Raw genomic sequence first — 24,096 nt, forward strand, 5'->3', positions numbered from 1 at the left:
CATGCGTTCAATGCAAACGCCGGCGTCAGCCGGCGTTTGCATTGCTCGATAAGGTTCGCAAGCCACCTCGGGGGTGCTGATCAGTTGACGCGATAGAAGCTGTGCGCGCCGATGGTGGCGATGCGCTCGCCCGTGGCCCAGCTTGGTGAGGCGAATTCCTCGGCGACGAAGTGGCTGGCGTCAGGCACGACGAATTCGCGCTTGTCTTTCGGCCGTTCCCACATCCGCAGCATGTTGTCGGCAACAAGCCAGGCTTTCTTCCATGCCTGAGGGTTGCGCAGCATGTAGTTCTTGTTGGTCGTGGCCACGGCGAACTGACCTGGTGCATTGACGACGCGACAAACGTCGTCGCCCCAGCGTCCACTTTCACGGCGGCGCATCGCGACTTCGGCGACCGCAGCCTGGCCCAGCTGTGACTCGCTGCGGGCCTCGAGATAGATCATCGCCGCCAGACATGTACGGTCGGCATCGTGTTGCGGCAGGATCGAAGCCAGCCAGAGCAGCCAAGCCAGTTTCATCGTTTGGTTCTCCTCGATCTGGCGAGGCGGCGACCGCTGCCCTTGCGGAATGCGGTACCGCGACGCCGGGACGGGGCGCCATATGCCGGCACGCCTTCGCTCCACATGCAACGACGCCATGACCGCAGCCGTGGCATCGATACGTTTCCGGGGTTGTGCGACCGGCGCGCAAGCGCTGCAGCGGTCTCCGGTCCTGGCGTCTGCCCATCGCGGCAGTCGCACTCGACCGGTATCGACGGAGCTTCGGGAGGCCCGAATGGTTCCGCCACAGATGTCCAGTTTTCGTTCGGCGCCACAGGCGGCGAACGAGGCGGGCGGAGACTACGCCATGCGCGCCGTGCTTGTCACGCCCCAAGGGGCGCTTTCCTGAACATTGCGTTCAGCATCGCGGCGAAACAAAAAATGCAACAATTGGCCACTGTGATAATTGTGCTGAATTTTCAATTTACTGAGATTTATAGCCGTGGAAACCTGAAAGCAGTTCTTGGCTGCCAGCGTATTCCTCGGGCGTCGCCGGCACGAAGCGGGTGACGCCGATCTCAAGCAGCAGCTCGGCGAGGTCCGGTTCGTCGGCGAGCTTGAGCAGCGCGGCGCGGACCCGGTCGCGTACCTCGACGGGCACGCTCGGCGAGGCGAGCAGGGCCGGACCGGGATACTGCCGGGACGTGTGGATCGAAATGAGGTTCGGATATGTGTCCTTGAGCCAGGTCGGAACGATTGCTGCGTCGACTTCGCCGTCAAACAGGATCTGCACGCCGTCGCGCCACGAACGTGCGGTGGACATGAAGCGCGGCTGCTCGATCGGGTTCGGATAGAACTGGGCGAGCAGGGCATAGCCGAGGCTGGGTGCGGGCATTGTCGCGATGCGCTTGTCCTTGAGTGCGCCGAGGCCCTGCCCCTCGTATTCGAGGCTGGCCAGCGTGTAGCTGCTTGGTTCGGCTGTGCGCACCAGCGGAACGAAGCCGAGGCGGGAGATCCGATAGTCGGCGAAGTGCGCTTCGTCGAGGGTGAACTCCGTGATGTTCTCCGTCGCGATATTGCGCCAATAGACACCATAGTTCGGTGGCGTGACGAGGACGAACTTCTCGCCGGTCTCGCGCGCAAGATACTCGACCAGCGGCTTGTAGATGGCACGCGCCGCGTCGGGGGCGTAGATAGGTTCGGGACTGAAACGGTATTCGGCGGCGATGCTGCTGCCGGCGGCGAATAAGCTTGCCGCCAGCACGCAAAGCCGGCGCATTGCATGACGCGCGATCAGCAGGTGCCTGTTCATGCTCGTGTCCCCCTGGGTGCGCGCTATATCACGCTCCTGCGAGGATTGCTAGGGACTGATCAGAACCTCCCTGGAGGTCGGTGCTTCCAGCATCCGGATCAGGGCACTCCGAGGGCTTCTGCGGTAGCCCCGCCGTCGAGATTCAGCGTCCTTGCGGACAATGCCGATTCGTCGACAACGGCGAGGGCGAGCATCGAATGGCTTTCGCGTGCGGCGGCGTACAGCATTGTTCCGCATGCCGCTCCGGCATGGAGAATGCGAGTGCCGGGGGGCGGAACCTTCGTTGCGTCGACGCGCAGGCGCAGGCAATGGCGTTTGTTGCCGCCTCGATAATGTAGACGCGCGACGATCTCCTGGCCCGGATAACAGCCCTTGTCGAGGCGCGTCGCGCCGATCCGGCTCAGCCCGAGGGCGGCAGCAGTGAATTCACAGGCGAGGCGTGCATCGAGCCAGGGCAGTCCGGCGTCGATGCCGGCCAAGGCGAGAGAGGCGGGCAGGTCGTCGACGGTGGCGCCGAACCCGACGGCCGGCGCGTCCACTTGCAGGCGCCAACCAGGCAGCAGCGGCAGGTCCACGGCCGGACCTGCACCGACCACGGCGGGTGCCAGCAAGTGCCCCTGGTCGCCACGATCGCGCACCGTGACGCGGCTGCGCAGCAGGTAGCGTGCAAGGTCGCGCGCCATCGATGCGGCACCGCCGAGCGGCAACCACGCGACGAAACGGTGTGCCTCGACGCAGGCCAGCGCGAACACGTGGCGTGCACGTCCCTGCGGGTCGAGCCAGGCGCTCCATTGTGCGTCGCCGACGGCAAGGCCTTCGACATCGCTGCCGAACTGCGCATGCGCGAAGGTTCGCGCATCCTCGCCGATCAGTTCGACAAGATTCGTGCGGTACGTGTCGGCGGGATGGGTCGATGTCATGCAGGCCCAGCAGGTCGCGGTGAAGGGGTCCCGGTCACGGTGTTGCCGTGGGTGCGTTGGATTGCGGCTGGAGTCGCTCCCGCACGGCATCGGTTTCGTGGCAGCGGTTGCAGCCACGTTGGGGGTTGGTCACGGCATCCAGGGCGAAATCGATCAGAGCATTACCGCTGTCGGACATGCAAGCGCGGTTGTCAGGATGCGATGCGGGCGTTAACATTTCGTGCGCATTTTTCCAGCCCATGCCCACGTCGAATCCTCCACCCGCACCGCATATGCCCGTGCCGACTCCGAACGAGCCGGTCGACGAAGGGCGCGTGTGCGAGCGGCCGGTCGAGATCGGTGGGCGAGGCGGTCCCGATCCCGTGCGTTACGGGGACTGGGAGAAGAACGGTCGCTGCATCGATTTCTGATGCGCGACACGGTTCCACCCTACAACGCCAGCCACCGGCGCCAGCACAAGGCCAGCCCATGACGCAGACCGTTCGACCGTTGTCTCCGCATCTGCAGGTATATCGCTGGCAGATCCAGATGGTGACCTCGATCGTGCATCGCGCGACCGGCATCGCCCTGGCCGCCGGCAGCCTGCTCGTAGTGGGCGCGCTGCTCGCGCTGGCCGCTGGACCCGAGGCCTGGTCCCGCGTGACCACGCACGCTGGCGCCTGGTATGGCCTGGCCTTCCTGTTCGCCTGGACCTGGGCCCTGGCCTACCACCTGCTCAACGGCCTGCGTCACCTGCTGCAGGATGTCGGCTGGGGTTATGCGATTGCCCAGTTCGTGCGCAATGGCTGGCTGGTGGTGATCGGCAGCCTCGTGCTGACGGCGATCACCTGGGGCCTGCTCGCCGCGCGTGGGGTGCTCGCATGAGCACGTCGAACCGCCTGCGCACGCCGCTCAAGAACGCCCGTGGTCTCGGCTCCGCCAAGTACGGCACGCATCATTTCGTTGTCCAGCGCATCAGCGCCGTCGCCTTGCTGTTCCTTTCGATCTACGTGCTTGGCCTGCTCGTCAGCTTGGTCGGAGCGGATTACGCGACGGTACGGGCGACGGTCGCTCACCCCTGTCATGCGGTGCTGCTGTCGGCGTTCGTCGTCACCGCGTTCTGGCACGCACAGCTTGGCCTGCAGGTGGTCATCGAGGACTATGTGCGCGCATCGGGCATGGCAGTGGTTGCCCAATTGCTGGTGCGTTTCATCTGCGCGCTTGCCGTGATCGCCGGCCTGTTCGCCATCGTCCGCATTGCTGCAGGGGCCTGACCGCATGACCGCGTACAAGATCCAGGAACACAGCTACGACATGGTCGTGGTCGGCGCCGGCGGCGCGGGTCTGCGCGCGACCTTCGGCCTCGCCTCGAAGGGCCTGCGTACGGTCTGCCTGACCAAGGTCTTCCCGACACGTTCGCATACGGTCGCCGCCCAGGGTGGCATTTCCGCCGCGCTTGGCAACATGGGCGAGGACGACTGGCGCTACCACTTCTACGACACGATCAAGGGCTCGGACTGGCTCGGCGACCAGGACGCGATCGAGTACATGTGCAAGGAAGCGCCGGCGGCGATCATCGAACTCGAACACTATGGCCTGCCGTTCTCGCGCACCGAGGATGGTCGCATCTACCAGCGCCCGTTCGGCGGCATGACCACGCGTTACGGCGAAGGCCCGCCGGCACAGCGCACCTGTGCGGCGGCCGACCGCACCGGCCACGCCATGCTGCACACGCTCTACCAGCAATCGCTGGCGCATGATGCACAGTTCATGATCGAGTACTTCGCGCTCGACCTGATCTGGGACGAGGAAGGCGTCTGCCGCGGCGTGCTCGCGCTCGATATGGCCGAGGGCACCTTGCACCTGTTCCGCGCGCATGGCGTGGTGCTGGCCACCGGCGGGTATGGTCGTGCCTATTTCAGCGCGACCTCGGCGCATACCTGCACCGGCGACGGCGGAGGCCTGGTGCTGCGCTCCGGCCTGGCCCTGCAGGACATGGAGTTCGTGCAGTTCCACCCGACCGGCATCTACGGCGCGGGTTGCCTGATCACCGAGGGTGTGCGTGGCGAAGGCGGCATCCTCAGGAACTCCAGCGGCGAGCGCTTCATGGAGCGCTACGCGCCGCACTACAAGGATCTTGCCTCGCGCGACGTCGTTTCGCGCTCGATGACCATCGAGATCCGCGAAGGCCGCGGCGTGGGCGAGCACAAGGACCACATCCTGCTCGACCTGACCCATCTCGGTCCCGAGGTCATCCACGAGAAGTTGCCCGGCATCGCCGAGAGCGCGCGCATCTTCGCTGGTGTCGACGTGACGAAGCAGCCGATTCCGGTGCTGCCGACCGTGCACTACAACATGGGTGGCATCCCGACCAACTACCACGGTGAGGTCGTGCAGAAGGTCGGTGACGATCCCGACCGCGTCGTGCCTGGCCTGTATGCGATCGGCGAAGCGGCTTGCGTATCCGTGCACGGCGCCAATCGCCTCGGATCGAATTCGCTGCTCGACCTGGTGGTGTTCGGTCGTGCGGTGGCCAACCGCTGTGCGGCAACGGTCAGGCCCGGTGCACCGCACAAGCGTCTGCCGGCCTCGGCCTGCGATCAGGCGCTGGCCAATCTCGACCGCCTGCGCAACGCCAACGGCTCTTCGCCGACGGCCGAGATCCGCCTGGAGATGCAGCGCACCATGCAGAGCGATGCTGCCGTGTTCCGCACTGCGAAGACCCTGCAGGAGGGATGCGCGAAGATGGCCAAGGTGTTCGCCCGCTTCGAGGACGTGCGCGTCAGCGACCGCTCGCTGGTATGGAACTCCGATCTCATCGAGACCTACGAGTTGCAGAACCTGCTGTACAACGCCGTGGCAACGATCAACTCTGCCGAACAGCGCCACGAGAGTCGTGGCGCGCACGCGCACGAGGATTTTCCGGAACGCGACGACGTGAACTGGCAGAAGCACACCCTGGTCAGCGTCGATGCAAAGGGCGCGACGAAATTCGATTTCCGGCCCGTGCACATGAACACGCTGAGTGACGATGTGGAACCGGTGCCGCCGAAGGCGCGGGTCTATTGAAGCCGGGAATGGGGAATAGGGAACGGGAAAGCGGATTGGCGCGTTGCCTGGCTCTTCACCATTCCCGATTCCCCATTCTCGATTCCCGGCTTCTCCGCACGATCGGTTTTCGTATCGTCATGGTGAGATGGGTTTCAGCTTCGTTTTGCGTTGTACCGGCGTCCTCCAGACGGTCGGATTTCGTATCGTCATGGTGAGATGGGTTTCAGCTTCGTTTTGCGTTGTACCGGCGTCCTCCAGACGGTCGGATTTCGTATCTACGTTGGGGTATTTCAAACATGGCCGAATTCTCCCTCCCGAAAAACTCCCGCGTTCAGAAGGGCAAGCGTTTTCCGGCCAAGCCTGGCGCGAAGGCCGTGCGCGAGTTTCGCGTGTATCGCTGGAATCCCGACGATGGCGCCAATCCGCGCATCGACACCTACGAGATCGACCTCGCCAGTTGCGGTCCGATGGTTCTCGATGCGCTGATCAAGATCAAGAACGAGATCGACCCCACGCTCACCTTCCGCCGTTCCTGCCGCGAGGGCATTTGCGGTTCGTGCGCGATGAACATCGACGGCACCAACACGTTGGCCTGCACCAAGGCGATCGAGGACTGTGGCAAGGGTGACGTGGAGATCTATCCGTTGCCGCACATGCCGGTGGTCAAGGATCTCGTCCCCGATCTCACGCACTTCTACGCACAGTACGCCTCGATCAAGCCGTGGCTGCGCACGCAGAGCGCGCCGCCACCGAAGGAACGCCTGCAGGCAAAGGACGATCGCGCACGCCTTGATGGTCTCTACGAGTGCATTCTCTGCGCCTGCTGCTCGACCAGTTGCCCGAGCTACTGGTGGAACGGCGACCGCTATCTTGGCCCGGCGATCCTGTTGCAGGCCTACCGTTGGATCGTCGACAGCCGTGACGAGGATACCGGCGCACGGCTCGATGACCTCGAAGATCCATTCAAGCTCTACCGCTGCCACACCATCATGAACTGCGCGCGCACCTGCCCGAAGGGCCTCAACCCGGCCAAGGCAATTGCTGAGATCAAGAAGCTGATGGTCGAGCGTCGCGCCTGAGTGGCGGATGGGACATCGCGGCCGGTTTTCAACAGCGAAGCCGGCCAGCCGCTCCCGCAGAGTTGGCGGTTTGGGGATGCTCTGATCTCGCGTCGGACTATCCTCGCCGGTGTATCCCGCATGCAGAAGGTGCGATGCAGATGAACCCGATCCTCGGCCCCGTTCTTGCCATGGTCGGCCTGACCCTGGTCGTGTGGATTGCGCTGTTCGTGCAGCGCCTCGGTGAAATGCGCCGCCGGCGGATCGATCCGCAACGGCTGGCCTCGGCGGCTGCGGCGACGGCCCTGCTCGAGGACCGGCGTGCGGCCGACAATTTCCGCAATCTGTTCGAACTGCCGGTGCTGTTCCTTGTCGCCGCGCTGGCCGCACTGGCGACCCAGGTGGTCGATGCCGTCCTGGTCGGCCTTGCCTGGACGTTCGTCGCCCTGCGTGCCGTGCACAGCCTCGTGCATTGTTCCTACAACCGCGTGATGCACCGCTTCATCGCCTACCTGCTGTCGTCGCTCGTGCTGTGGGTGATGTGGGTGAAGCTCGCCTGGGTGTGGCTGGCTTGAACGCCGAGCTTTCGCGCCTGCGCTGGCGTTGCCGCCGCGGCACGCGCGAACTCGACCAGGTGCTGGGCGGCTGGCTGGACGCACGCTATCCGTCCGCGAGCGAAAACGCCCGCGCGGCATTCGCGCGCCTTCTTGAGCGGCAGGATCCGGAGCTGTGGGACTGGATCATCGGTCACGGCAGGCCGGAGAACCGGGACGAAGCAGCCGTCATCGATGAAATCCGCACCTGCCATCGCCCTTGACCTCGTGCCGTCGCGGCGCCTTGCGCTCGGTGCGGTCGTCGTCGTTGTCCTGGCTCTCCTTGCGATCGCGGCAAGTGCACTGCCAGTGTGGCTTGGTCTCGTGCTGGCCATCGGCCTTGTCATCCATGCGATCGTCACGCTGCGCCGTTTCCTTTCGCCGCGCTGGTCGCGTCTCGCGCGCGATAGCGGCGGTTGGCAGCTCGCTGATCGCGAACACGAAACGGCCGTCGCCGAACTTCGCCACCATGCGCGTCTCGGTCCCCTCGTTGTGTTGGCCTTCGATGTGCCGGGGCATCGGGCCTTCCGCTTCGTCGTCGACCGCGTCGCCGTGAATGCGGATGACTGGCGTCGCCTCGTGCTCACCCTTGCCCGTGAACCACTCCGTCCGTAAACGGGCTCCTACCGCTTGAGGGCACGCACCTCGACACCGGACGCTTCCAACGCCCTGCGCAGGCGGCGGGCGAATTCACCGGCATCGGCGCGGTCGCCGTGCACGCACAGGGTATCGGCACGGATGCGCAGGGTCTCGCCGGTGCGCGCGGTCGCTTCACCGCGTATGGCGATGGCGAGGGCCTGCGCGACAGCGGTGTCGATGTCGTCGATGACGGCGCCGGGCTCGCCGCGCGGGGACAGGCGGCCGTCGGCTTCGTAGCGACGGTCGGCGAAGGCCTCATGGGCGACGCGCAGGCCAAGGCGTTGGCCTGCCGTGGGCAGTTCGCTGCTGGCGAGGCCGACCAGGATGAGGCCGGCATCGACTTCGACGATGGCTTGTGCGATTGCCTCGGCCAGCACAGCGTCGCGCGCGGCCATGTTGTACAGCGCGCCATGTGGCTTGACGTGGCTGAGGCGCGTGCCGGCAGCATGGGCGAAGGCAGCGAGGGCGCCGATCTGGTAAATGACCAGGGCCCGCGCCTCGGCGGGTGTGACTGACATTTCGCGGCGACCGAAGCCCGGCAGGTCGGGCAGGGATGGATGTGCGCCGATGCTGACGCCGCGCCTGACGGCGGCCTCGACCGTGTGCCGCATGGTCAACGGATCGCCGGCATGGAATCCGCAGGCGATGTTGGCCGAGGTCACGCATTCGAGCACGGCCTCGTCGGACGCTGTCGAGCTGCGGTCGACGCTCTCGCCGATGTCGCTGTTGAGATCGATCTTCATCGTTCGCGGATGGCGGTCAGGAGTCGTTCGAGTCGGAGCCGTTGCCGGCGGGCGGCGTCGATGGCCTCATCAAGGCCAGCCTCGACGAAACGCACCTCGTCCCCGGGGCGGCGCTGGGCGAGACGCGTGAAGTCGGCAGCGGCGAGCTGACCGATGCGCGGATAGCCGCCGGTGGTCGGTCGTTCCGCCAGCAGCATGATCGGCTGGCCACCGGGAGGCAACTGCAGGGTGCCGTCGGCGACGGCCTCGGAAACGAGTTCGAGGGGGTGTGCAAGCCGCAACGGCACGCCCTCCAGCCGCAGGCCGACGCGGTTCGAATCCCGCCCGATGTGGAACGTCGCGCCGAACAGCGCTGCACGTGAATCGACATCGAGGGCGTCGAAGTGGTGGCCACGCACCAGGCGCAGCGGGCGTCGCGTGTCGACATCGAACCAGGGGCGCGGATCGACGCTGAACGGCACGCCGCGGGGCGGCATGGTGCTGGCCCGCGATGCGTCGCCGAAGGCGAGCACGTCACCCACGGCAAGCGCTGGCGGGCCGAGGCCGGCATTGAGGTCGGCACTTGCGCTGCCGAGTACGCGGGTCACGGCGAAACCGCCACGAACGGCCAGGCAGGCGCGCGCGCCGCGCGCAAAGCGCCGACAATCGAGCACCTGCCCGGCCACGACATCGATGCCGCGCCAACCATCGAGGCACTCGCCGTCGAGTCGGGCATCGACCTCGGCGCCGCACAGCGCGATGCGCACGGCGCGTTCGAACTCGAGGACCGGACCGACCAGGTTCATCTCGAGGATTGGCGCTGACGGCACATTGCCGACCAATGCATTGGCAATCACCAGTGCTGGCATGTCGATCGCCCCGGCATGGCCGACGCCGAGCGCGGCGTGGCCGTGGCGACCAAGATCCTGCACGCTGGTCAGCAAGCCCGGCTTGACGATGCGCAGGCTCATGTTGCGGCCCCACGTGGCCAGGCCTCGAACGTCGCCGCGTCGATGGCGACGAAGCGCACACGGTCGCCGGGTGCAAGCAGGGTCGGGCACGTGGCGCGCGCGTCGAACAAGGCAAGCGGCGTGCGCCCGAGCAGTTGCCAGCCACCGGGCAGTTCGCGCGGATAGATGCCGGTCTGCGCGCCACCGATCGCCACCGAGCCGGCTGGCACGCGCAGGCGAGGTTCGGCGTGGCGCGGCATGTGCAGGGCAGGGTCGAGGCCGAGCAGGTAAGCGAAACCTGGCGCGAAGCCGAGCATGGCGACGCGGTATTCGACCGCGCAATGGCGCGCGATTACCTCGTCGGGCGTGAGGCCGGCATGTGCGGCGACGGCGTCCAGATCCGCGCCGTGCGCGCCGCCGTAGCAGACGGGAATCTCGACGCAGGTGCGAGAGTCGCTGCTGGATGCTTCGCCAGCCTCGGCGAGTTCGGCATCGATGCGCGCGGCGAGTGCGCGCCATGGCGGCGTGTCGCCGCGCTCCCACGTGGCCATGTCGAAGGCGACCGCTAGCGAGGCGTAGGCTGGTACCAGATCGTGGATGCCAGGCAGGGCGGCCCTGCGCAAGGTCGCCGCCGCGGCGTGCACGCGCGCGTTCAGGGCGGCATCGATCGCGGCGCCGAAGCGCAGTACGAGCATCGATTCGCCGAGTGGTTCGTACTCCACGCTGCTCAGCCGACGAGTGCGGTCCGCAATGCGTCGATGCCGGCGCGCACGGTGTCCGCTGAGTAGGGCTCACGCTCGCCGCGGCCCCAGACCGGCTGCGGCCAGGCGGCATCTCCGACCTGGCGCGCGATCACGTGCACGTGCAGCTGCGCGACCACGTTGCCGAGTGCGGCGATGTTGAGCTTGTCCACTGCGTGCAGGCGTTGCAGGGCTCGGCCGGCGCGATGGATCTCGTCGAGCAGAAGCTGCTGCGCATCGAGGTCGAGGTCGAGCAGTTCGCGCAGACCGGCACGACGCGGCACGAGGATCAGCCACGGCCAACGCGCATCGTCCATCAGCAGCACGCGCGACAGCGCCAGGTCGGCGACGACGTGCGTGTCTCCGGCCAGTCGCGGGTCGAGCGTGAAAGCGTCATTCATACCTTGCCCGCGAGGTGGCGGTTGAGGAATTCCAGGGTGCGCTGCCAGGCCAGCGTGGCGCTGACGGGATCGTGGTCGGCGCGCTGGTCGCAGTTGAAGCCATGGCCTGCCGGGTATGTATGGACCTCGGCATGTGGCAGGGCCTCGCGATGGCGCTGCACGGCCTCGGGCGGGATCGAAGCATCGCGCTCGCCGAAGTGGAACTGCAGTGGCACGTCGGTCGCCTCGCCGAGCCAGGCCACATTGCGCGCACCGTAGAAACTGACTGCCGGCAATCCGTGGCGCAGCGCGGCGAGCAGGGCGACGGTGCCACCCCAGCAGAAGCCGACCACGCCGATGCGTCCGGCCGAGGCGATTGCCTCCGCCGCCGCCATGACATCGGCGACCGCGCGCTCGAGGCCGAGTTCGCCGGCCAGCGCGCGCCCGCGGGCGATGCCGGCCTCGTCGTAGTCGAGTTCGACACCCTGCTCGAGATGGTCAAAGAACGCCGGCGCAATGGCGACATGGCCGGCCTCGGCGAGCCGCTCGACCAGGTTGCGCACGTGCGCATTGACTCCGAAGATCTCCTGGGCGACGACTACGCCGCCCTTCGGCATGCCCTTCGGCCGCGCGATCCACGCGGAAATGCAGTGCATGCCAGCCGTCGCGATCTGCAGGCGTTCGCCGATGCTCATGGGCGGCTCCCCCGTTGTCAGGCCGCCGCAGCGTAGCGCATGACGCGATTGCGGCCAGCGGCCTTGGCGGCGTACATCGCGCGATCGGCCGCGTCGAGCAGGGCGTCGACACTGGGCTGCGCGAGTTGGCTGGCCGTGGCGAAGCCGATACTGACCGTGATGCGGGTCGGCGCGACGCGCACACTGGTGAGCTGGTCCTCGACCTCTTCGCGCAGGCGCTCGGCGACCGCGCGGGCAGCGTCGGCCGAATGTCCTTCCAGGCCGATCACGAACTCCTCGCCACCGAAGCGACCGAGCATGTCCCCGGCACGCAGGCAGGTACGGATGGCGGCGATGCCGGCCACCAGCACGCTGTCGCCGCGCAGGTGGCCGCAGGCATCGTTGATGCTCTTGAAGTGATCGAAGTCGAGCACCAGTACGGCGAACTCCCGCCCTTCGCTGAGGCAGGCGGCAAGGCGCTGCTCGAGTTGCTCGTGCAGATGGGCGCGGTTCCAGACACCGGTGAGCGGATCGGAGATCGCCGCCTGGTAGAGCGCGTCTGCGCGTTCGCTGAGCTGCTGGTTGGCTTCGGCGAGGGCCTTGCGCTGTGCCTCGACCTCGGCGTTGCGCGTGGCCAGCGCGGCATTCAGGCGGCGCATGCCGGCGAAACGCCAGGCGCTGAGCGCGAGCAGCAGCAGCAAGCTGGCCAGCGCGCCGTAGCTCAGGTGCTGGCGCAGTTCGCGCGCATGCAGATTGGCCGCCTGCAGCTCATTGTCCTTTTGCAGCAGGGCGAGTTGCTGGCTGGCGTTGGTGCGTGCGTGGCGCGCCTGGAGCGCCGCGAGCTGGCGGCTGGCACTCGTACCGAGCAGGAGCTCGCGCTGTTCGGAATGGCGATGGGCGTAGCGCAACGCTGCTTCGATGTCGCGCTGGGCGATCGCGATGCGCTCGCGGATTGCGTAGGCCTGGGCCAGTTGCGGGCGCAGCTGGATCCGCTCGAGATGCGAGATCGCCTCGTCGACGTAGCCGCGTGCGCGCAGCAGGTCGCGGCGCTCCAGGGCCAGTTCGGCGAGGTGCAGCAGGGCGCGTGCGGTGATCTCGCTCTGCCTGATCTCACGGCCGATCGCCAGCGCGGCTTCGAGGTGTTCCGCAGCCGGCTCCAGGCGGCCGAGACCGAGCAGGGCGCGACCGATTTCGAGGTTCTGCAATCCTTCGTGCGAGCGAGCGCCGACGGCGATGTCGATGAACAGGCCTTCTTCGGCGAGCTTCAGGGCTGCGGCGTGGTCGTCGACATCGTTGAGCAGACTGGAATAGCTGCCGATCACCGAGGCATAGACCTCGGGGTCGCCACGCGAATCCGCGGCGGCAACGGCACGCTCGAAGTAGTCGCGCGCGGTCTGCTCGTCCTCGATCTCGCGATGCAGCAGGGCGATGTTGCGATAGCTCGTCTCGAGCTGGTCGCGCGTTCGTTCGCGAATGTCCAGTGCCTGCAGGTTGACATTGAGCGCTTCGGCGAAATCGCCACGGTCACGCAGCACGGTGCCGAGGCTCGACAGCGCGCGTGCCAGATAGATCTCGTCGCCGCTGTCGCGCAGCAACCGGATCGCGCGCTGGTGCCAGTCCATCGCGGTGTCGAAATGACCTTGCCTGCGCGCCAGCGTGCCGAGCAGGCCGAACGCGACCGCGCGCATCCGCACGTTGGTCGATCCGCCGTCTTCGAGGATGGCCAGCATCGCCTCGGCATGGCGGGTCGCCGCCGGATAGTCGCCAATATGCAAGGCGTTGTTGGCGAGCTGGTTCAGCGTGTCGATCTGCAGGTGGCGATCGCTGATGCGGATGGCGCCGATCTCGACGCGATGCCAGGCGGGTGTCGCCAGGCGATTGGCGCCGACCGCGGTGAGCAGGTGTGCCTGGATCTGCGACAGTGCGACCGACACGCGCGTCGCGCCGAGGCCATCCATCAGCAGTCGCGGAGTTTCGAGTCGGGCATGCAGGCCGGTGGCGACGCGCTGCGCGCCCAAGGTGGCGGCGGCATGCGGATGGCGCGCGGGATCGGCTGTGGTCGGGAGTCTGGCGTGGTGATCACTCGCGCCGGTCAGGACGGTGAGGGCCGCAACGGCAGCCAGCAACCAGCCCAGCAGGCATGTGCGGCCCTGCGTGTACTCGGTTTGGCGTGCGCCCATGTGTTTCCGGTTCCCGTTCCCGGCCCAGTCAGCCCGCCACGTTACCCCGGGCAGGCGCGCCAAGGATACACTGGTGCACAATTTTGACAGTTCCGGCAGGCCTGCATGTCGCGTCGTTCCCCGAAGATCGGTTTCGTCAGCCTCGGCTGCCCGAAGGCCCTGGTCGATTCCGAGCGCATCCTGACCCAGCTGCGCGTCGGAGGTTACGCGATCGTGCCGCGCCACGAGGAGGCCGACGTCGTCGTCGTCAACACCTGCGGCTTCATCGAGGCTGCGGTCGAGGAATCGCTCGAGGCGATCGGCGAGGCTATCGCCGAGAATGGCCGCGTCATCGTCACCGGCTGCCTCGGCAAGCGTGCCGAACTGATCCGTGAGGCACACCCGGGCGTGCTCGCAATTACCGGTCCGCAGGACTACGCAAGCGTGCTCGGCGCCGTGCATCAGGTACTGCCGCCGAAACATGAACCCTTTCTCGACCTGGTGCCACCAACCGGGCTCAAGCTCACCCCGAAGCACTACGCGTATCTGAAGATTTCCGAGGGCTGCAACCACCGCTGCACGTTCTGCATCATTCCGTCGATGCGTGGCGACCTCGTCTCGCGGCCGGTCGACGAGGTGCTGGCCGAAGCCGAACGGCTGGTGAAGGGTGGCGTGAAGGAACTGCTGGTGATCTCGCAGGACACCAGTGCCTACGGCGTCGATCTGCGCTATGCCGAACGCGAATGGCGCGGGCGCCGCTACGCCACGCGCATGACCGCGCTGTGCGAGGGCCTGGCCGAGCTCGGCGTATGGACGCGCCTGCACTACGTCTATCCGTATCCGCACGTGGACGAGGTCATCCCGTTGATGGCAGAGGGGCGCCTGCTGCCCTATTTGGACATTCCGTTCCAGCACGCCAGCCCGCGCATCCTCCGCCTGATGAAGCGACCCGGCGCGGTCGACAAGGTGCTTGCGCGCGTGCGTGCCTGGCGCGCGGCCTGTCCCGAATTGACCATCCGCAGCACCTTCATCGTCGGCTTTCCGGGCGAGACCGAGGCCGAGTTCGAGGAACTGCTCGACTTCCTGCGCGAAGCCGAACTCGACCGCGTCGGTGCATTCGCCTATTCGCCGGTTGAGGGTGCAAAGGCCAACGATCTGCCGTCGCCGGTGCCGGAGGCGGTCAAGGAGGAACGCCTGGAACGCTTCATGGAAGTGCAGGCTGAAATCTCGGCGCTGCGCCTCGGCCGCCGCATCGGTACCACGCAGCGCGTGCTGGTCGATGCAGTCGAGGATGATCTCGCGATCGCACGCTCCTCGGCCGATGCGCCGGAGATCGATGGTGTCGTGCACATCGAGGATGGCGGCAGGCTCAGGCCCGGCCAGTTCGTCGACGTCGAGATCGTCAACGCCGACACGCATGACCTGTTCGCGCGCCTCGCCCCGCAGCCGGCGAAGAAACGCCTGCCGCCGATCGTCGCCACGACCACTTGATGGCCGCGCGCCGGCGCTTCGTTGCACCGGAGCCGGCCGACGTGGATGCGGGCGTGTTCGTGCGCCTGCCGCTGGCCGACTGGGTTGCGGTCTGGCCGACGCTCATGCCGTCGCCGGCCTGGCCGACGATCGCGGCTTTCGAGGCGGCGCGTCGCGCCGCACAGGACGAGGATGGGGTCGAACGTCCGCAGTTCGTCGCCCAGGATCGCGCCGTGCTCGACGACGGCCTGCACTACGAACAACGCATCGCCGCCGGCCGCCTCGCCACGCGCCTTGGCAACTGGCACGACCTGTTCAACGCGCTGGTCTGGCTGCGCTGGCCGCGCATCAAGCATGCGCTCAATGCGGGCCAGTGCGCCGGCATCGCCGAAGTCGGTTGCAGTCTGCGTACCCGCGCGCAATGCGCCTTGACCCATTTCGACGAGGCCGGCGTGATCGTCGCCTGCGCCGACGCGGACCTGCTGGCGGCATGGGATACGCATGACTGGCCGGCGTTGTTCGGCACGCACGCGGCGGCCTGGGGCGAGCGCATCGTCGCCCTCGTGTTCGGCCATGCCCTGCTCGAACACGCGCTCGTGCCGGCGCAGTACCTGGTCGGCAAGGCCATCGTCTTGCAGGCCACGTCTGACGACGTGCGGGCGCTTGCGCGTGGTGACGCCACCGCGCGTTCCGCCCTTGATGCGCGGATCGCCGCGCTGGTGCGGACCATGCCGGCCCTCGCCGATCCGCAGCAGTTGCGTCCGTTGCCGTTGTCCGGCATTCCGGGCTGGCATGCCGGCGTGCAGGATGCCGCGTTCCACGCCGAGGCGCCGTGTTTCCGGCCGCTGCGCGCCGGGCGGCGCTATCCGCCGGCGTGGCCGCTGCACGACAAGAATCTCCCGTAGGAGCCCCTTCAGGGGCGATGCTTTCACCTGAAGAAGAAGCATCGCCCGTGAACGGGCTCCGGGGCGTTGCCGTGGGCGCGCTGCGGGAACTTTTTGGGGTGCTTTGCGGTACATTCCGCAGCCGCTCGCAATCCCGGCTTTTCGTGCCCCCGGTCAGGTTCCCCGGTGGTGATGGCATGCCGGCGATTTGCAAGCCAGGCCTGATCGCGCCGCGGTGCTTGCCGCCGCGCCATGGATTCGTCAACCAGGGTGAGCAGACGATGATAGAAACCCACGCACTCGGGAAACGCTACGGCGGGTTCACCGCCGTCGATGGCATAACGTTCAAGGTCGAGCCGGGTCAGGTGCTCGGCTTTCTCGGTCCGAATGGCGCCGGCAAATCGACCACGATGAAGATGATCGCGGGCTTCCTCGCGCCGACCTCCGGCAGCGCGAAGGTCTGCGGCTTCGATGTCGAGCAGCAACCGCTGGACGCCAAGCGCGTGGTCGGCTACCTGCCGGAGGGTGCGCCGAGCTACGGCGAGATGAGCGTGCGTCAGTTTCTCGATTTCATCGCCGACATGCGTGGCGTGGCGGCCGACCTGCGTCGACGCCGCCTCGACGACGCGATCAGCCGGCTCAATCTCGAAGGCGTGCTCGAGCAGCCGATCGAGACGCTGTCGAAGGGTTTTCGCCGCCGCGTCGGCCTTGCCCAGGCGATCGTCCACGATCCGAAGGTGCTGATCCTCGACGAACCGACAGACGGCCTCGACCCGAACCAGAAACATGAAGTGCGCACTCTGATCAACGCGATGTCGCGCGACAAGACGATCATCGTCTCGACTCACGTGCTCGAGGAGGTCCATGCCGTCTGCAACCGCGCGATCATCATCGCGCGCGGGAAGATCCTTGCCGACGCGACGCCGGCCGAGCTCGAGGCGCGTTCGCGCTACCACCAGGCGGTGTCGCTGTCGGCCGCCAACGTCGAGGCTGCGCGTGCGGCACTGGCGGCGGTGGCCGACGTCGCCGCGATCGAGGTCGATGCGCAGGACCAGCGTATCACCGCGTTCCCGAAACCGGGTCGGCAGATCTTCGCTGCAGTCAACGAGGCCCTGAAGGCGAAGGAGATTGTCGTGCGCGAACTGGCCCTCGAAGGAGGTCGTCTCGACGAGGTGTTCCGCACGATCACCGAGGGCAACGCCGAGGAGGCTCGCGCATGAATCCGACCTTCACCGTATTCAGGCGCGAACTGCGCAGCTACTTCGCCACGCCCGTGGCCTATGTGTTCATCGTGATCTTCCTCGTGCTTTCGAGCGCATTCACGTTCTATCTTGGCAATCTCTACGAGCGTGGCCAGGCCGACCTGCTGCCGTTCTTCACTTTCCACCCTTGGCTGTACCTGTTCCTGGTGCCTGCGGTGTCGATGCGCCTTTGGTCCGAAGAGCGCAAGAGCGGCACGATCGAGCTTTTGCTGACCCTGCCGGTGACGATGTGGCAAGCGGTGCTCGGCAAGTTCCTCGCCGCCTGGGCCTTCATCGCCATCGCCCTGGTGCTGACCTTCCCGCTGTGGATCACGGTCAACTATCTCGGCACGCCCGACAACGGCGTGATTCTCGCCAGCTATGTCGGCTCGCTGTTGATGGCCGGTGCCTTCCTCGCCATCGGTTCGTGCATCTCGGCGGCAACACGCAACCAGGTGGTCGCCTTCATCCTCACCGTGGTGGTCTGCTTCGTGTTGGTCATGGCCGGTTTCCCGCTGGTACTCGACGCCTTTGCCGCATGGGCGCCGCAGGGCCTCGTGGATGCGGTCGCGAGCCTGTCGTTCCTGACCCATTTCGCCTCGATCAGCAAGGGTGTGATCGACCTGCGCGACATTCTCTACTTCGGATTGATGATTGCCTTCTGGCTGTACGCGAGCGCGATCGTGATCGATCTCAAGAAGGCCGATTGAGGAACTCCCAGCCATGACCTTCAACCGCAAGACGCTGTCCGGCGGCGCGCTCGCCATCCTGATCGTGCTGTTCGTCGCCCTCATGCTGGTCGTCAACGTGCTGTTCCGTGGCGCGCGCGTCGACCTGACCGAGAACAACCTCTACACGCTGTCGGCGGGGACCAAAGACATCCTGTCGTCGCTCGATGAGCCGGTGAACCTGACCCTGTTCTACTCGGACAAGGGCAGCCAGAACCTGCCGCAGCTGCGAACCTACGCGACGCGCGTGCGCGAGCTGCTCGAGGAAATGGCTGCGCGGGCCGGCGGCAAGCTCAGGCTCGACGTGATCGATCCGCTGCCGTTCTCCGAGGACGAAGATCGAGCCGCTGCCTACGGCCTGCAGGCCGTGCCCGTCGGCGCCTCCGGCGAGACGATCTTCTTCGGTCTCGCCGGCAGCAATTCGACCAACGGTCGCGCTGTGATCCCGTTCTTCCAGCCCGACAAGGAAGCCTTCCTCGAATACGACGTGGCCAAGCTGGTGCACGAACTGGCGACGCCGAAAAAACCCGTCGTCGGCCTCATCTCAAGCCTGCCGATGGGGCCTGGGTTCGACCCGGCCACGCGGCAGATGCGCGAGCCATGGGCCGTGCAGCAGCAGCTCTCGCAACTGTTCGAAGTGCGCGATCTCAATGCCGGTGGCCTGACCGCCATACCGGCCGAGATCGGCGTGCTCGTGCTGGTGCATCCGAAGCAGTTGTCCGACGACGCCCAGTACGCGATCGATCAGTTCGTCCTGCGTGGCGGGCATCTCCTCGTGTTCGTCGATCCTGATGCGGAACTCGATGCCTCGGGCGCCGACCCGGAGAATCCGCAGGCGGCGATGTTTGCCGATCGCTCCTCGGACCTGTCGAAGCTGTTCAAGGCCTGGGGCATCGACTACGACCCGAAGACCATCGTCCTCGACCGCACGCGCGCGGTCGCGGTCCAGGTCGGTCAGGGCAGGGCGCCGGTGCGCCATCCTGGCATCATCGGGCTCACCGCCGCCGAGCTGAATCCGGATGACGTGGTCACCGCCAATCTCGCGTCGGTCAACGTGTCGAGCGCTGGTTCGATCGCACTGGCCAAGGATTCCGGCCATACCCTGGTGCCGTTGATGCAGAGTTCGGGCGATGCCATGACCGCGCCCGCCGACCGCCTGCGTATGCTGCCCGATCCATCGACCCTGCTGATCGACTTCAAGCCCGGCGGCGAGCGCTACGTGATCGGCGGGCGCATCGAGGGCAGGTTCAAGACCGCCTTCCCCGAGCGCGCGGCCGAGGGCCATCTCGACGAGGCGAAGGAGAACGCGCAGGTCGTCGTCATCGCCGACACCGACCTGCTGGCCGACCGCCTGTGGGTGCAGGTGCAGAACTTCCTCGGCCAGCGCCTGATGAATGCCTTCGCCAACAACGGTGACCTCGCTCTCAACGCCGTCGACAACCTGACCGGCTCTTCGTCGCTGATTTCGATCCGCGGCCGTGCGACCTCGCAACGCCCATTCACCACGGTCGAGGCGATCCGCCGCAACGCCGATGACCGCTTCCGCGCCAAGGAGCAGGAACTGCAACGCGAACTGCAGGACACCGAGCGCAAGTTGGTTGAGTTGCAGAGCGCCAAGACCCAGGACCAGGCAACGATCCTCTCGCCGGCGCAGAAAGCCGAGATCGACAACTTCGTCGCGCGCAAGACCGAGATCCGCAAGGAACTGCGCGACGTGCGTCGCTCACTCGATGCCGACATCGAAACGCTCGGTGCGCGTCTCAAGTTCATCAACATCGTGCTGATGCCGCTGCTGGTCACCTTGGCTGCGGTCGGCTTCGCTGTCTGGCAGTCGCGCCGCCGACGTGCGCGCTGAGGGAGGAAAACCATGAACAAGAAGACCCTGATCGTGCTCGGCGTCGCTGCCGCGTTGGCGGTCGTCGCAGCGCTCGTCGTCGACCATTCACGCGCCCCGCAAAGCGATGTTGCAGCCAAGGCCGGCACCCTCGTGCCGGGCCTGCGTGAGCATGTCAACGATGTGACCAAGGTCCGTTTCACCGGTGCCGGCAACCACGCCCTGGTGACGCTCGAACGCGGTGACCAGGGCTGGCGCGTCGCCGAGCGTGGCGGCTATGCCGCCGACGTCGGCAAACTGCGCGAGTTCCTGCTGCGCGTTGCCGGCGCGACCCTGCTCGAGCAGAAGACGGCGAACAAGGAGCGCTACACCGATCTCGGTGTCGAGGACATCGTCGCCGCGGATGCGCAGGGCGTCCTGGTCGATCTGGAGGGCCTGGCGCAGCCGGTGCGCGTCGTCATCGGCAACTACAACGGCCAGGGCGGCGATGGCACCTTCGTGCGCCGCGCCGACGAGGCGCAGAGTTGGCTCGCCAAGGGAACGCTGACGCCGGAAAAGGATCCGGCGGCTTGGCTGGCGAAGGATCTGGGAAGCATCGCCGCCGACCGCATCGCCACCGTCAGCCTCAGCCATGCCGACGGCAAGAGCGTGCGTGTCGCCAAGCCGTCGCCGGAAGCGGCACAGTTCACCATCGCCAACATCCCGAAGGGGCGCCAGCCGAGTTCGGAGTACGTCGCCAACGGCCTCGGTTCGGTGCTCGCCGAACTGCGCCTCGACGACGTCGCACCGGTGGCCGAGCGTGCGCCGCCGGAGTCGGCGGTGAAGGCCCGCTATGCAACCTTCGATGGCGTGGTGGTCGATGCCCTGGCCTGGAAAGACGGCGACAAGGCCTGGGCCACGTTCGCCGCATCGCTCGATGCCGAGGCCGCCGGTCGCCACATCGACGAGGCGCAGGCGAAAGCGGCCGCCGACCACGCGGCTGCCGTTGCCGCCGCGCCCAAGGTTGGTGAAGGCGAAGCGGAGCAGCCCGAGCCACCGGCCGCGCCGCTCGCGGTCCGCGATCCGGCGCAGGATCGCAGCGAGAGACTGGCCGCGCTCGAGGCCGAGGTGGCCAAGCTGAACCAGTCGTATGCCGGCTGGAGCTTCCATATCCCGGCGTACAAGTACGCGAACATCGACAAGTCGCTTGAGGATCTGCTCGCGCCGGTCGAGGCGAAGCCGGCGAAATGACGGCGCAACGGGCACGGCTTGCCGGCATCGTCGCGGCTGTGCTCGGCGCGCTCGCCGTCGCCTGCGGCGCGTTCGGGGCGCACGCCTTGCGTGCGCGTGTCGATGCCGACGCGCTGGCGGTCTGGGGTACCGCGGTCGACTACCAGTTCTGGCACGCGTTGGCCCTGTGCGTGGCCGCGCTGCGCATGCCGCATGGTGGCGCCGCGGCGATGCTCGCGGCGATTGCCTTCGGCGCGGGTTGCCTGCTGTTCTGCGGCAGCCTCTACGCGCTGGCCTTGGGAGCGCCGCGCGTGCTCGGCATGGTCACGCCGTTCGGGGGCGTCGCCTTCATCATCGGCTGGATCGCGCTGGCCTGGTCGTGGCGCGAGAGGGCGCCAACCTGACCTGCGTTGCGCCAGGAATGTGATGGAGTTCACGTCAGGTCGCGACCGATGCTAGGATGCGCCCCTCAGGATTCTCGGGTTGCCGCAGAGTCCGCAACGCCCAGGGATGCACTGATCGGTCCCGCGCGGCACGGCGCAAGCGTTTGAATCTCGATGTCGGGGTGGCATCCGCGAACCCCGTGGTGGTCGTGTGCGGCTCGTGCAGGCAACCAACCTGCACTTCGCCACGCCCACCCTGCTGCGAACCTTGCGGGCGACATGACGGCAGGGCGGGACGGTTCAGCATATTCCAGGGGGCTCAACATGAAGCGAACCATGCACCGGTCCATGCCGCGTCCAGGCCGATGGCTGTTGTCGATCGCCTTCGCCGCGGCTTGCGGCATCGCCCCGACGCAGGCATCCAACGATGCGGGCGATGGTGAGGTTCCCTTCCGCATCAGCCAGCGCGTGCTCGCCGGAGGTGGCGTCAGCCACGCGAGCAGTGCCTGTTTCGATCTTGCCGCGACCATCGCTGAACCGATCGTCGGTCGTTCGTCCGGCGGCGCGTTCGTGCTCGTCGCCGGGTTCCTTGGCGAAGCCGAGGCACGTGGTTCCATCTTCCGCTCCAGCTTCGAGGACTGTCAGCCATGATCCGACTTCCGCGCCTGCTCATTCTCGCCGGTGTGCTTGCATTCGCGGGGGCCGCGCATGCGCAGGTTGCCCAGTTGCCAGACTTCACTTACCAGGGGCGATTGCAGCAGAACGGTCAGCCGGCGAGCGGGAGTTTCGACCTCACCTTCACGCTGTACGACGCGGCCGTTGGCGGCAACGTCGTCGGCACGCCGATCAACGAACCGCAGTATCCTGTCGTCGACGGATTGTTCACTGTGTCACTCGCGTTTACCGGAGCGTTCAACGGTCAGCAGCGCTGGTTGCAGGTAAGCGTGAACGGCCAGCCGCTGCTGCCGCGCCAGGCCGTTTCGACCACTCCGGTTGCGCAGTTTGCGCTGGACGGCAACCCTGGACCCAGCGGCCCCCAAGGCCCGGTCGGAGCGCAGGGGCCGCAAGGTCCAGCCGGAGCGCAGGGCCCCGCGGGTCCGCAAGGAGAAACCGGTGCGCCCGGTCCGCAGGGGCCCGCCGGAGCCGACGGGGCGCAGGGCCCGGTCGGAGCGCAGGGGCCGCAAGGACCAGCCGGAGCGCAGGGCCCCGCGGGTCCGCAAGGAGAAACCGGTGCACCCGGTCCGCAGGGGCCCGCCGGAGCCGACGGAGCGCAGGGTCCGGTCGGGCCGCAGGGTCCCCAAGGCCCGGCCGGCACCTCGTTCGCCGATGCGCCGAGCGACGGACGCACCTATGCGCGCCGCGACGCTGCCTGGATCGAGATCGACCCTTCGAACGGACTGCCGTCGCTGTCGGCAGCGATCCTCGCCGATGCACCGACCCTCTACTACAAGCTCGACGAGGCAGCAAACGCCACTGGCTTCGACGACATCGGTTCGGCCGATATCGACGTCAGCCTGAGCGGCAGCACGCTCACGCTCAAGCCGGGCTGGAGTCGGTTGTTCCCGACCAGTGATGCCAGCTATCTGCGCATGAACGAAGGAAACGGCAAGGCATCGGCGGTTGGCAACCCGACTGGGACGGCCACGCCGAGCGGCTCCTTGACCGTCGAGGCGATCTTCAGCCCGCAGACCAACGGTTCGGGCTACCAGACGATCCTGCATATCGGAGATGATCCGCCGGCGGTGCCCTTCCTTATGTTCGGCGTGGTCAATCTGCAGCCGGCGATTCAGGTCGGCGCAGGCCAGCGTGTCGATCTGGCCGGACTGACGGCAGGTGCGACCTACCATATCGCCGCGGTGCTCGATGCGGCCGCGAGCGAGGTGCGCGTCTACATCAACGGCCGCTTGCTGCAGGTGCAGGCGATGTTCGGCTTCCCGTTTACCCTGACCGCGCCCAAGGTTCATGTTGCCTCGAGGCCCGACGAGGATCGCCCGTTCACCTATTCGACGCTTGGTCACGTCGCCTTCTACTACGGCCAAGCCTTGAGCGTGAACCAGATCGTCGACCACGCCAAGGCAGCGGGCCTCTACGGGCGCTGATTGCGCCGCCGCGGATGCCAGCACCAGTGCCAGGGTTCGTAGGCGATGCCGTGCGGATTGCCGCGCGGATAGGACAGATGGAAGCCGAAAGCGGCGGCATTGTGCTCCAGCCAGGCAAAGGCAGCTGACTGCTCGAAGACTTCCTCGAGTGGCTCGTAGCCTGGCGTGGTCAGGTCGAGCACGCGTCCGGAATGGTGTTCGCTGTAGCCAGGTGCGGCGCTGACGCGCAGGATCTCCTCGATCGTCAGACCGCGTTCGAGCTTGCGGCGCAGGATGCCCAGCTGGTACTCGGCCGAGCGGAACGCCGAGACGACCTCGAGCACGATGCCTTCGTCGCGCGCGGTGGCGTGCATGCGCTTCCATGCCGCCGCGGCGCGCGGAACAAGCCATTGCATGCGGCCGTGCACGTCAAGGCCGATTGCGGTGAGACGCTCGGGTTCGCGCACGAGGAGCAGTCCGCGCGAACGTCCGTAGTCGTGCGGCACGCCGAGTGCGTGCGCCGTGGCGACGATGCATCGCCGCTGCGTCGCATTGCAGCGTGCCGGTGGTTCGTGGGCAATCGGATTCATCGGCGAAGCATACGTGCTACGGC

Annotated in this window: 28 protein-coding genes; 17 read left to right on the forward strand and 11 right to left on the reverse strand. The window is 66.8% G+C overall.

The window, feature by feature from the left end:
- Positions 1 to 80: 80 nt before the first annotated feature.
- The 4 genes from KF907_RS10575 to KF907_RS10590 all read right to left on the reverse strand — a co-directional run bounded on the left by KF907_RS10575 (position 81) and on the right by KF907_RS10590 (position 2,952).
- On the reverse strand, positions 81 to 518 hold the full coding sequence (locus tag KF907_RS10575; RefSeq protein WP_291220099.1) for a cell wall hydrolase: 438 nt from the start codon (positions 516 to 518) through the stop codon (positions 81 to 83).
- 445 nt (positions 519 to 963) lie between these two features.
- Positions 964 to 1,791: a phosphate/phosphite/phosphonate ABC transporter substrate-binding protein gene (locus tag KF907_RS10580; RefSeq protein ID WP_291220100.1), complete on the reverse strand. Its 828-nt coding sequence runs from the start codon at positions 1,789 to 1,791 to the stop codon at positions 964 to 966.
- Between the two features lie 98 nt (positions 1,792 to 1,889).
- Positions 1,890 to 2,711 (reverse strand): CAF17-like 4Fe-4S cluster assembly/insertion protein YgfZ, encoded by an 822-nt coding sequence (gene ygfZ / locus KF907_RS10585; protein ID WP_291220101.1) that lies wholly within the window; start codon positions 2,709 to 2,711, stop codon positions 1,890 to 1,892.
- A gap of 34 nt (positions 2,712 to 2,745) precedes the next feature.
- Positions 2,746 to 2,952, reverse strand: a complete 207-nt coding sequence (locus KF907_RS10590) for a hypothetical protein (protein ID WP_291220102.1) — start codon at positions 2,950 to 2,952, stop codon at positions 2,746 to 2,748.
- A 31-nt stretch (positions 2,953 to 2,983) separates the two neighbouring features.
- On the opposite strand from KF907_RS10590, the gene KF907_RS10595 reads away from it, so the two are divergent.
- The 8 genes from KF907_RS10595 to KF907_RS10630 all read left to right on the forward strand — a co-directional run bounded on the left by KF907_RS10595 (position 2,984) and on the right by KF907_RS10630 (position 8,007).
- Positions 2,984 to 3,121, forward strand: coding sequence for a DUF1674 domain-containing protein (locus KF907_RS10595; protein ID WP_343214758.1), 138 nt, complete (start codon positions 2,984 to 2,986; stop codon positions 3,119 to 3,121).
- Positions 3,122 to 3,179: 58 nt separating this feature from the next.
- Positions 3,180 to 3,575 carry a succinate dehydrogenase, cytochrome b556 subunit gene (sdhC, locus tag KF907_RS10600; RefSeq protein ID WP_291220104.1) on the forward strand — a complete coding sequence of 132 codons (396 nt, stop codon included), beginning with the start codon at positions 3,180 to 3,182 and terminating at the stop codon, positions 3,573 to 3,575.
- Positions 3,572 to 3,964, forward strand: coding sequence for a succinate dehydrogenase, hydrophobic membrane anchor protein (gene sdhD / locus KF907_RS10605; RefSeq protein WP_291220105.1), 393 nt, complete (start codon positions 3,572 to 3,574; stop codon positions 3,962 to 3,964). Before sdhC ends, sdhD begins: the two co-directional genes overlap by 4 nt.
- 4 nt (positions 3,965 to 3,968) lie before the next feature.
- Positions 3,969 to 5,759 (forward strand): succinate dehydrogenase flavoprotein subunit, encoded by a 1,791-nt coding sequence (gene sdhA / locus KF907_RS10610; RefSeq protein WP_291220106.1) that lies wholly within the window; start codon positions 3,969 to 3,971, stop codon positions 5,757 to 5,759.
- A gap of 278 nt (positions 5,760 to 6,037) precedes the next feature.
- Entirely contained in the window at positions 6,038 to 6,820 is a 783-nt protein-coding gene (locus KF907_RS10615; protein WP_291220107.1) for a succinate dehydrogenase iron-sulfur subunit, read from the forward strand.
- Positions 6,821 to 6,954: 134 nt separating this feature from the next.
- Positions 6,955 to 7,374, forward strand: a complete 420-nt coding sequence (locus KF907_RS10620) for an MAPEG family protein (protein ID WP_291220108.1) — start codon at positions 6,955 to 6,957, stop codon at positions 7,372 to 7,374.
- Positions 7,371 to 7,616 (forward strand): FAD assembly factor SdhE, encoded by a 246-nt coding sequence (locus KF907_RS10625; protein ID WP_291220110.1) that lies wholly within the window; start codon positions 7,371 to 7,373, stop codon positions 7,614 to 7,616. The genes KF907_RS10620 and KF907_RS10625 overlap by 4 nt, the downstream gene beginning before the upstream one ends.
- Entirely contained in the window at positions 7,588 to 8,007 is a 420-nt protein-coding gene (locus tag KF907_RS10630) for a protein YgfX (RefSeq protein WP_291220112.1), read from the forward strand. Before KF907_RS10625 ends, KF907_RS10630 begins: the two co-directional genes overlap by 29 nt.
- Positions 8,008 to 8,015: 8 nt before the next feature.
- Here KF907_RS10630 and KF907_RS10635 read toward each other — a convergent pair whose 3' ends face one another.
- From KF907_RS10635 to KF907_RS10660, 6 genes are read right to left on the reverse strand one after another with little or no spacing between them, the layout of a single operon-like run.
- Entirely contained in the window at positions 8,016 to 8,774 is a 759-nt protein-coding gene (locus tag KF907_RS10635; RefSeq protein ID WP_291220114.1) for a LamB/YcsF family protein, read from the reverse strand.
- Positions 8,771 to 9,724, reverse strand: coding sequence for a 5-oxoprolinase subunit C family protein (locus KF907_RS10640; protein ID WP_291220116.1), 954 nt, complete (start codon positions 9,722 to 9,724; stop codon positions 8,771 to 8,773). Before KF907_RS10640 ends, KF907_RS10635 begins: the two co-directional genes overlap by 4 nt.
- Positions 9,721 to 10,425 carry a 5-oxoprolinase subunit PxpB gene (pxpB, locus tag KF907_RS10645; protein ID WP_291220118.1) on the reverse strand — a complete coding sequence of 235 codons (705 nt, stop codon included), beginning with the start codon at positions 10,423 to 10,425 and terminating at the stop codon, positions 9,721 to 9,723. Before pxpB ends, KF907_RS10640 begins: the two co-directional genes overlap by 4 nt.
- Positions 10,426 to 10,430: 5 nt before the next feature.
- Positions 10,431 to 10,844, reverse strand: coding sequence for an HIT domain-containing protein (locus tag KF907_RS10650; protein ID WP_291220120.1), 414 nt, complete (start codon positions 10,842 to 10,844; stop codon positions 10,431 to 10,433).
- Positions 10,841 to 11,512 carry a dienelactone hydrolase family protein gene (locus KF907_RS10655; RefSeq protein ID WP_291220321.1) on the reverse strand — a complete coding sequence of 224 codons (672 nt, stop codon included), beginning with the start codon at positions 11,510 to 11,512 and terminating at the stop codon, positions 10,841 to 10,843. The genes KF907_RS10650 and KF907_RS10655 overlap by 4 nt, the downstream gene beginning before the upstream one ends.
- 23 nt (positions 11,513 to 11,535) lie before the next feature.
- The gene (locus KF907_RS10660) at positions 11,536 to 13,677 is read right to left on the reverse strand and encodes a tetratricopeptide repeat-containing diguanylate cyclase (RefSeq protein WP_291220122.1); all 2,142 of its coding nucleotides are present in this window, start codon (positions 13,675 to 13,677) and stop codon (positions 11,536 to 11,538) included.
- A 105-nt stretch (positions 13,678 to 13,782) separates the two neighbouring features.
- Between KF907_RS10660 and rimO the strand changes: the two genes are divergently transcribed.
- The 9 genes from rimO (at position 13,783) to KF907_RS10705 (ending at position 23,504) form a co-directional block, all read left to right on the forward strand.
- Positions 13,783 to 15,147 (forward strand): 30S ribosomal protein S12 methylthiotransferase RimO, encoded by a 1,365-nt coding sequence (rimO, locus tag KF907_RS10665; protein ID WP_291220124.1) that lies wholly within the window; start codon positions 13,783 to 13,785, stop codon positions 15,145 to 15,147.
- Positions 15,147 to 16,031 (forward strand): DUF3025 domain-containing protein, encoded by an 885-nt coding sequence (locus tag KF907_RS10670; protein WP_291220126.1) that lies wholly within the window; start codon positions 15,147 to 15,149, stop codon positions 16,029 to 16,031. The genes rimO and KF907_RS10670 overlap by 1 nt, the downstream gene beginning before the upstream one ends.
- 260 nt (positions 16,032 to 16,291) lie before the next feature.
- Positions 16,292 to 17,230 carry an ABC transporter ATP-binding protein gene (locus tag KF907_RS10675; RefSeq protein WP_291220323.1) on the forward strand — a complete coding sequence of 313 codons (939 nt, stop codon included), beginning with the start codon at positions 16,292 to 16,294 and terminating at the stop codon, positions 17,228 to 17,230.
- Complete coding sequence (locus KF907_RS10680; protein ID WP_291220128.1) at positions 17,227 to 17,961, forward strand: ABC transporter permease subunit; 735 nt, start codon at positions 17,227 to 17,229, stop codon at positions 17,959 to 17,961. The genes KF907_RS10675 and KF907_RS10680 overlap by 4 nt, the downstream gene beginning before the upstream one ends.
- Before the next feature lie 13 nt (positions 17,962 to 17,974).
- A complete protein-coding gene (locus tag KF907_RS10685; protein ID WP_291220129.1) occupies positions 17,975 to 19,834 on the forward strand; it encodes a GldG family protein in 1,860 nt (619 codons plus the stop codon).
- A gap of 12 nt (positions 19,835 to 19,846) precedes the next feature.
- Positions 19,847 to 21,043 (forward strand): DUF4340 domain-containing protein, encoded by a 1,197-nt coding sequence (locus tag KF907_RS10690; protein ID WP_291220130.1) that lies wholly within the window; start codon positions 19,847 to 19,849, stop codon positions 21,041 to 21,043.
- Positions 21,040 to 21,426, forward strand: coding sequence for a DUF423 domain-containing protein (locus KF907_RS10695; protein ID WP_291220131.1), 387 nt, complete (start codon positions 21,040 to 21,042; stop codon positions 21,424 to 21,426). Before KF907_RS10690 ends, KF907_RS10695 begins: the two co-directional genes overlap by 4 nt.
- A gap of 351 nt (positions 21,427 to 21,777) precedes the next feature.
- The gene (locus tag KF907_RS10700; protein ID WP_291220133.1) at positions 21,778 to 22,056 is read left to right on the forward strand and encodes a hypothetical protein; all 279 of its coding nucleotides are present in this window, start codon (positions 21,778 to 21,780) and stop codon (positions 22,054 to 22,056) included.
- Positions 22,053 to 23,504: a LamG-like jellyroll fold domain-containing protein gene (locus KF907_RS10705; RefSeq protein ID WP_291220135.1), complete on the forward strand. Its 1,452-nt coding sequence runs from the start codon at positions 22,053 to 22,055 to the stop codon at positions 23,502 to 23,504. The genes KF907_RS10700 and KF907_RS10705 overlap by 4 nt, the downstream gene beginning before the upstream one ends.
- Here KF907_RS10705 and KF907_RS10710 read toward each other — a convergent pair.
- On the reverse strand, positions 23,492 to 24,073 hold the full coding sequence (locus KF907_RS10710; RefSeq protein WP_291220137.1) for a M15 family metallopeptidase: 582 nt from the start codon (positions 24,071 to 24,073) through the stop codon (positions 23,492 to 23,494). The two genes, KF907_RS10705 and KF907_RS10710, sit on opposite strands and share 13 nt — an antisense overlap.
- Between the last annotated feature and the right edge of the window lie 23 nt (positions 24,074 to 24,096).

This window comes from Dokdonella sp. (genome assembly GCF_019634775.1).
Classification (GTDB): Bacteria; Pseudomonadota; Gammaproteobacteria; order Xanthomonadales; family Rhodanobacteraceae; genus Dokdonella.

Excerpts from the sequence above, each read along its gene's own strand:
- KF907_RS10575 (WP_291220099.1), bottom strand. The coding sequence starts at position 518 with ATGAAACTGGCTTGGCTGCTCTGGCTGGCTTCGATCCTGCCGCAACAC.
- KF907_RS10580 (WP_291220100.1), bottom strand. The coding sequence starts at position 1,791 with ATGAACAGGCACCTGCTGATCGCGCGTCATGCAATGCGCCGGCTTTGC.
- ygfZ (WP_291220101.1), bottom strand. The coding sequence starts at position 2,711 with ATGACATCGACCCATCCCGCCGACACGTACCGCACGAATCTTGTCGAA.
- KF907_RS10590 (WP_291220102.1), bottom strand. The coding sequence starts at position 2,952 with ATGGGCTGGAAAAATGCGCACGAAATGTTAACGCCCGCATCGCATCCT.
- KF907_RS10595 (WP_343214758.1), top strand. The coding sequence starts at position 2,984 with ATGCCCGTGCCGACTCCGAACGAGCCGGTCGACGAAGGGCGCGTGTGC.
- sdhC (WP_291220104.1), top strand. The coding sequence starts at position 3,180 with ATGACGCAGACCGTTCGACCGTTGTCTCCGCATCTGCAGGTATATCGC.
- sdhD (WP_291220105.1), top strand. The coding sequence starts at position 3,572 with ATGAGCACGTCGAACCGCCTGCGCACGCCGCTCAAGAACGCCCGTGGT.
- sdhA (WP_291220106.1), top strand. The coding sequence starts at position 3,969 with ATGACCGCGTACAAGATCCAGGAACACAGCTACGACATGGTCGTGGTC.
- KF907_RS10615 (WP_291220107.1), top strand. The coding sequence starts at position 6,038 with ATGGCCGAATTCTCCCTCCCGAAAAACTCCCGCGTTCAGAAGGGCAAG.
- KF907_RS10620 (WP_291220108.1), top strand. The coding sequence starts at position 6,955 with ATGCAGATGAACCCGATCCTCGGCCCCGTTCTTGCCATGGTCGGCCTG.
- KF907_RS10630 (WP_291220112.1), top strand. The coding sequence starts at position 7,588 with ATGAAATCCGCACCTGCCATCGCCCTTGACCTCGTGCCGTCGCGGCGC.
- KF907_RS10635 (WP_291220114.1), bottom strand. The coding sequence starts at position 8,774 with ATGAAGATCGATCTCAACAGCGACATCGGCGAGAGCGTCGACCGCAGC.
- KF907_RS10640 (WP_291220116.1), bottom strand. The coding sequence starts at position 9,724 with ATGAGCCTGCGCATCGTCAAGCCGGGCTTGCTGACCAGCGTGCAGGAT.
- KF907_RS10650 (WP_291220120.1), bottom strand. The coding sequence starts at position 10,844 with ATGAATGACGCTTTCACGCTCGACCCGCGACTGGCCGGAGACACGCAC.
- KF907_RS10660 (WP_291220122.1), bottom strand. The coding sequence starts at position 13,677 with ATGGGCGCACGCCAAACCGAGTACACGCAGGGCCGCACATGCCTGCTG.
- rimO (WP_291220124.1), top strand. The coding sequence starts at position 13,783 with ATGTCGCGTCGTTCCCCGAAGATCGGTTTCGTCAGCCTCGGCTGCCCG.
- KF907_RS10670 (WP_291220126.1), top strand. The coding sequence starts at position 15,147 with ATGGCCGCGCGCCGGCGCTTCGTTGCACCGGAGCCGGCCGACGTGGAT.
- KF907_RS10675 (WP_291220323.1), top strand. The coding sequence starts at position 16,292 with ATGATAGAAACCCACGCACTCGGGAAACGCTACGGCGGGTTCACCGCC.
- KF907_RS10680 (WP_291220128.1), top strand. The coding sequence starts at position 17,227 with ATGAATCCGACCTTCACCGTATTCAGGCGCGAACTGCGCAGCTACTTC.
- KF907_RS10685 (WP_291220129.1), top strand. The coding sequence starts at position 17,975 with ATGACCTTCAACCGCAAGACGCTGTCCGGCGGCGCGCTCGCCATCCTG.
- KF907_RS10690 (WP_291220130.1), top strand. The coding sequence starts at position 19,847 with ATGAACAAGAAGACCCTGATCGTGCTCGGCGTCGCTGCCGCGTTGGCG.
- KF907_RS10695 (WP_291220131.1), top strand. The coding sequence starts at position 21,040 with ATGACGGCGCAACGGGCACGGCTTGCCGGCATCGTCGCGGCTGTGCTC.
- KF907_RS10705 (WP_291220135.1), top strand. The coding sequence starts at position 22,053 with ATGATCCGACTTCCGCGCCTGCTCATTCTCGCCGGTGTGCTTGCATTC.
- KF907_RS10710 (WP_291220137.1), bottom strand. The coding sequence starts at position 24,073 with ATGAATCCGATTGCCCACGAACCACCGGCACGCTGCAATGCGACGCAG.